The sequence below is a fragment of the Pseudonocardia sp. SID8383 genome, assembly GCF_009864975.1.
In the GTDB taxonomy this organism is placed as follows: Bacteria; Actinomycetota; Actinomycetes; order Mycobacteriales; family Pseudonocardiaceae; genus Pseudonocardia; species Pseudonocardia alni.
This window is the reverse complement of record NZ_WWFY01000382.1, coordinates 1-4,681: the sequence shown is the minus strand read 5'-3', so window position 1 is coordinate 4,681 and position 4,681 is coordinate 1. Positions and strand designations below refer to the sequence as shown.

Sequence of the window (4,681 nt, the reverse complement as noted above, 5' to 3'; positions counted from 1 at the left end):
GCGGTCACGGACGGATGCTGCCGTGCCACGGCCGCCGCGCGCCAGGGCGTTACGCTCCGGCCCGGCCACGCGAGCGGAGGACGGTGGACATGGCGGGCACGACCCCGAACACACGCAGGTCGGCGGGCACGGACGACGCGGAGCTGCAGAACGCCTACCGCATGGTCTCCGACGTGCTGGCCGGAGCGGTGCGCGAGACCCTCGCCGCGCCGGGGCCCGACCCGGCCCGGTTCGCCGTGCGCAGGCTGACCGCGGTCGACCGGGACATGCCGCCGGACGCCACCCCGCCCGGCTGGTCGCTGGCCTTCCTGGTGCTGGCCGACTGGTACGACGCCGCCCGCACCGCGCTCGCCGACCACGACGACCGCTCCGAGCGGGCACTGGGCTGGATCGGGAGCAACCTGGGCCCGCGCTACGCGGCCCGGGCCCGCTACACGGTCGCCCCGCTCGTCGACCCGGCCGACGCCCGCGAGACCTCGCACTACGTCGACGCGCTGGGCGTGGACTTCCTGGCGTCGATGGTCTGGACGGTCGCGGCGGTCGTCGCCGAGTTCCCGGCCGAGGACACCGCGGAGGTCTGGCCCCGCACGAGGGCCGACGCCGCCCGCTGACGTCGCAGGTCACGCCCGGTCCGACGGGCGCTCGACGGGTGACTGTCGGACCCCACCCGCATGATGGTCGGCGTGACCGCACTCGAGGGCTTCTCCCCCGCCACCCGCCAGTGGTTCGAGGGAGCCTTCGCCGCGCCCACGGCGGCCCAGGAGGGCGCCTGGTCCGCGGCGCAGGCCGGGCGCAACGCGCTCGTCGTCGCGCCGACCGGGTCCGGCAAGACCCTCGCCGCGTTCCTCTGGGCGCTGGACCGGCTCGCCGCCACCCCGCCGCCCGCCGAGCCGAAGCACCGCTGCCGGGTCCTCTACGTCTCGCCGCTCAAGGCCCTCGCCGTCGACGTGCAGCGCAACCTGCGCTCGCCGCTGACCGGCATCCGCCAGGCCGCGCAGCGGCTCGACGAGCCGGTCCCCGACATCACCGTCGGGATGCGCACCGGCGACACCCCGGCCGACGAGCGACGCCAGTTCCAGCGCACCCCGCCGGACGTGCTGGTCACCACCCCGGAGTCGCTGTTCCTGCTGCTCACCTCGGCCGCGCGGGAGTCCCTGCGCGGGGTGACGACGGTGATCCTCGACGAGGTGCACGCCGTCGCCGGGACGAAGCGGGGGGCGCACCTGGCGGTGTCGCTGGAACGCCTCGAGGAGATCACCGAGGCCACCCCGCAGCGGATCGGGCTCTCGGCGACCGTGCGCCCGGTGGACGAGGTCTCGACGTTCCTGTCCGGCACCCGCCCGGTCGAGGTCGTGCAGCCCGCGATCCCCAAGACGATCCGGGTCGAGGTGCAGGTCCCGGTGCCCGACCTGGCCGCGCTCGACGAGCGGCCCGCCCCGGGCAGCACCGACGAGGAGGTCGTCGGGTCCGCCGCGGGCACGGCGCGCAAACCCTCGATCTGGCCCGCGGTGGAGGAGCGGCTGCTCGGCCTGGTGCGCGAGCACCGTTCGACCATCGTGTTCTCCAACTCCCGCCGGCTCGCCGAGCGGCTCACCTCCCGGCTGAACGAACTCGCCGCCGAGCAGGAGGCCGCAGCCCTGGAGGAGGCCGCCGACCTCGACGCCGACGCCCCGGGTGCGTTCCCGGCCGAGGCGGTCGGGCAGTCCGGGGTGGGCGGCGGGGCCGCGCCGACGGTGGCCAAGGCCCACCACGGCTCGATGTCGCGCGACCAGCGGACCCTGGTCGAGGAGGAGCTGAAGTCCGGCGTGCTGCCGTGCGTCGTCGCGACGTCCAGTTTGGAGCTGGGCATCGACATGGGGGCCGTCGACCTGGTCGTGCAGGTCGAGGCGCCGCCGTCGGTCGCGTCCGGGCTGCAGCGGGTCGGGCGCGCCGGGCACCAGGTGGGCGCGGTGTCCGAGGGCGTCGTGTTCCCGAAGTACCGCGGCGATCTCGTGTCCTGCGCCGTCGTCGCCGAACGGATGACGACCGGGTCGATCGAGTCCACGCGCTACCCCCGCAACCCGCTCGACGTGCTGGCCCAGCAGATCGTCGCGATGGTCGCGATGGAGTCGTGGCAGCTGTCCGACCTCGCCGCGACGATCCGCCGGGCGGCCCCGTTCGCGGCGCTGCCGGACTCCGCGCTGCACTCGGTGCTGGACATGCTGGCCGGACGCTACCCGTCCGAGGAGTTCGGCGAGCTGCGCGCCCGCATCACCTGGGACCGGGTCACCGACGAGCTGCGCGGCCGCCCGGGCGCGCAGCGCCTGGCCGTCACCTCCGGCGGCACCATCCCCGACCGCGGCCTGTTCACCGTGATGACGCCGGGCGGCGCGGACGGCGCCGGGTCGCGGGTCGGCGAGCTCGACGAGGAGATGGTCTACGAGTCCCGCGTCGGGGACACGTTCCTGCTGGGGACCTCGTCGTGGCGGGTCGAGGACATCACCCACGACCGCGTGATCGTCACCCCGGCGCCGGGGGTGCCCGCCCGGATGCCGTTCTGGAAGGGCGAGTCGATCGGGCGGCCGCTGGAGCTGGGCCGGGCCGTCGGCGCGTTCGTGCGCGAGATGTCCGGGCTGGCCGACGCCGACGCCCGGGAGCGCGCCGCCGCGGCCGGGCTCGACGAGTGGGCCTGCGACAACCTGCTGTCCTACCTGCGCGAGCAGCGCGAGGCGACCCGGCACGTGCCGAGCGACCGCACGATCCTGGTGGAGCGGTTCCGCGACGAGCTGGGCGACTGGCGCCTCGTCGTGCACTCGCCGTTCGGGGCGCAGGTCAACGGGCCGTGGGCGCTGGCGATCGCCGCCCGGATGCGGGAGCGCCGCGGGGTCGAGGTGAGCGCGTCGGGCGCCGACGACGGGATCGTGCTGCGCCTCCCGGACGCCGTCGACGACAACGGCACCGAGGTCGTCCCGAGCGCCGAGGACGTGCTGCTGGAGCCGGGCGAGATCGAGCAGATCGTCGTCGCGGAGCTGGGGAACTCGGCGCTGTACGCGTCGCGGTTCCGGGAGTGCGCCGCGCGGGCGCTGCTGCTGCCCCGGCGCGACCCGGGCCGCCGCAGCCCGTTGTGGCAGCAGCGGCAGAAATCGGCGCAGCTGCTGAGCGTCGCGGGCAAGTTCGAGCAGTTCCCGATCACCCTGGAGGCGATGCGGGAGTGCGTGCAGGACGTCTACGACCTGCCCGGCCTGCGCGAGCTGATGGGCGACGTCGCCGCGCGGAAGGTGAAGGTCGCCGAGGTCGAGTCGTCGCAGCCGTCGCCGTTCGCGCGCAGCCTGCTGTTCGGCTACGTCGGGATGTTCCTCTACGAGGCCGACGCGCCGCTGGCCGAGCGCCGCGCGGCCGCGCTGTCGCTGGACTCGACGCTGCTGGCGGAACTGCTCGGCTCCGAGGCGATCCGGGAGCTGCTCGATCCGGAGATGCTGGCCGAGATCGAGGGCCAGCTGCAGCGCACCGACCCGGACCGGCACGCCCGCGACATGGAGGGCGCCGCGGACCTGCTCCGCTTCGTCGGTGACCTGTCCGAGGCCGACGGGCGGGCCCGCGGTGTCGACCCGGCGTGGCTGGCGCAGCTGGAGCGCGACCGCCGGGCGCTGCGGGTGCGGATCGCCGGCGAGGAACGGTTCGTCGCGATCGAGGACGCCGGCCGGATCCGGGACGCGCTGGGCACGGCGCTGCCGGTCGGGGTGCCGGAGGCGTTCACCGAGCCGGTGCCCGACCCGCTCGGGGATCTCGTGCTGCGCTGGGCGCGCACGCACGGGCCGTTCACCGCCGCCGAGCTCGCCCGCCGCTTCGGGCTGGGCGTGGCCGTGGTCGCCGGGGTGCTGGAGCGGCTCACCGGCACCGGTCGGCTGATGAAGGGCGAGCTGCGCCCGCAGGCGTCGGTGCCCGCCGGTTCCGGCGGCGAGCTGGAGTACTGCGACGCCGAGGTGCTGCGACGGCTGCGGCGCGCGTCGCTGGCGAAGCTGCGGCACGAGGTCGAGCCCGTCGAGCAGCGGGCGCTGGGCCGGTTCCTGCCGCAGTGGCAGGGCGTCCAGGTGCGGTCGGGCTCCGAGCGGCGAGGCCGGGTGCGCCGCGCACCGGGTGCCGAGGACGTGCTCGGTGTGGTCGAGCAGCTCGCCGGGGCGCCGCTGCCGGCGAGCGCGGTCGAGTCGCTGGTGCTGCCGGCCCGGCTGCCGGGTTACACCCCCGCGCTGCTCGACGAGCTGACCGCCTCCGGTGAGGTGACCTGGGTCGGGTGCGGCGCACTGTCCGGGCAGGACGGCTGGCTGGCGCTGGCCCCGGCCGACGTGGCGGATCTGCTGCTGCCCGCCCCCGACCTGGACACCGCGGGTACTCCGCTGCACACCGCGGTACTGGCCGCGCTCGGGCTGACCGACCCGGCCGCGCTGACCGATCCGGAGGCCGCACCGGACTCCGGGGGCGGTGCGCTGTTCTTCCGCGAGCTCGCGACCCGGGCCGGGGTGCTGCTGACCGAACAGGACGAACCGGCCCCTTCCGACGACGACGTCGTCGCCGCCGTCTGGGACCTGGTCTGGGCGGGTGCGCTCACCAACGACACGCTCGGCCCGCTGCGGGCCCGGCTGTCCGGGGGCGGCGGGCGGCGTGGCGCGTCCGGGCGGCAGGGCGGGGCGCACCGCACGGCACG

At 75.8% G+C, this 4,681-nt stretch carries 2 protein-coding genes; both read left to right on the top strand.

All coding sequences use genetic code 11. The features are described from left to right. Positions 1-89 precede the first annotated feature (89 nt). Positions 90-611, top strand: a complete 522-nt coding sequence (locus tag GTW08_RS09395; RefSeq protein WP_073578093.1) for a hypothetical protein — start codon at positions 90-92, stop codon at positions 609-611. Positions 612-674: 63 nt separating this feature from the next. Beyond that, positions 675-4,681 (top strand): DEAD/DEAH box helicase (locus tag GTW08_RS09390; RefSeq protein WP_237453686.1); only part of this gene is annotated, 4,007 nt, incomplete at its 3' end.

What these genes read in the sequence shown, in the direction of transcription:
- GTW08_RS09395 (WP_073578093.1), top strand. Translation starts at nt 90, where the DNA reads ATGGCGGGCACGACCCCGAACACACGCAGGTCGGCGGGCACGGACGAC.